The following is a 1,033-nucleotide window of genomic DNA, read 5'->3' as shown; positions in this document are numbered from 1 at the left end:
TTCCCTGCAGGGAAAAATTAGGTGCGGGTTGTCCTTCCAAAAACATGCGTCCTCCTGTCTGCTTTGCTTTATAGATTGGGCGAATTGGCGCAGCATGAACGACTGCGGGTCCCGCCTTTCATGAACGGGTAAACCATAGCAGAGAGCGAGGGGGCGGGCAACCGCTCCTTTTCATTTGCGCGGTTGTCACGATGGCTGAATCAGGTTATGCTGCGCGCGCATTTGTCGAGGGGGGGAGATGGATCCGGAGCGTTGGCATCATTTTGCAGGGGTACTGCTGGTGATACTGCTGGCGGTGCTGCAGGGAATGGTTGGACGGGCAGGGGCCTTTTGGCAGATTTGCTGGGCGCTGCCGGGGACGCTCTTGCACGAGTTGTCCCACCTGATTGTTGCCGCCGTAAGCGGCGGCAGGCCCGTGGGGTTCAGCATCTTGCCGCGGCGCGAGGGAAGGGAGAGGTGGGTGCTTGGTTCCGTCACCATCAGCCGCCCCGGGACGGTTTCCGCCTTCCCCTCGGCCTTGGCCCCTTTGCTCTTGAACCTGGTCGCCTACTACCTTTACCTGCAGTGGGGGCGTTGGTTCCCGGCTGATCTGTGGCATACCCTGCTCATGTATGCCGTCATCTACGTTTTTTGCTACAGCTCAGTGCCGTCCGGGCAGGATTTCAAGGTCGCCTTTTCCAGGCCGGCCGGGGTCGCGCTCTATGCGCTGTTGGGGTGCGGTGCATGGTATCTGGGGTCGTAGGAGGCGGTCAAGGGTTCTTTCTGGAGCTGGTGCGGGTGCGGTAGAGGCGTTCGGTGAAGCCGCCCTCTTTCTGGAAAGCCGCCGCCTGGGCGGCGAGCTGTCTTTCCAGCAGCGAGCAAGCCACCGCGATAAGCGTGAGCGCGGCACTGGCCGCAACCTCCGCGTAGCCGGACCGAGCAGCGCCAGTGGACCCGGTGGACCCAATGGACCTGGACCCAATGGACCCTGTGGACTTTATGGACTCAGTTGCCGCACAGGGTCCATCAGGTCCATCAGGTCCATCAGGTCCAT

At 61.4% G+C, this 1,033-nt stretch carries 2 protein-coding genes; one reads left to right on the top strand and one right to left on the bottom strand.

Features of this window, described 5'->3' with window-relative positions; all coding sequences use genetic code 11:
* Positions 1 to 238 precede the first annotated feature (238 nt).
* Positions 239 to 742: a hypothetical protein gene (locus tag K419_RS0118930; RefSeq protein ID WP_026842909.1), complete on the top strand. Its 504-nt coding sequence runs from the start codon at positions 239 to 241 to the stop codon at positions 740 to 742.
* A 7-nt stretch (positions 743 to 749) separates the two neighbouring features.
* Here K419_RS0118930 and K419_RS22490 read toward each other — a convergent pair whose 3' ends face one another.
* Positions 750 to 947, bottom strand: a complete 198-nt coding sequence (locus K419_RS22490; RefSeq protein WP_226377742.1) for a four helix bundle suffix domain-containing protein — start codon at positions 945 to 947, stop codon at positions 750 to 752.
* Positions 948 to 1,033 lie beyond the last annotated feature (86 nt).

This window comes from Citrifermentans bremense R1 (genome assembly GCF_000426865.1).
Lineage (GTDB): Bacteria > Desulfobacterota > Desulfuromonadia > Geobacterales > Geobacteraceae > Geomonas > Geomonas bremensis.
Note: the sequence above shows the minus strand (reverse complement) of the source record. Positions and strands in the feature narration are given on the sequence as shown.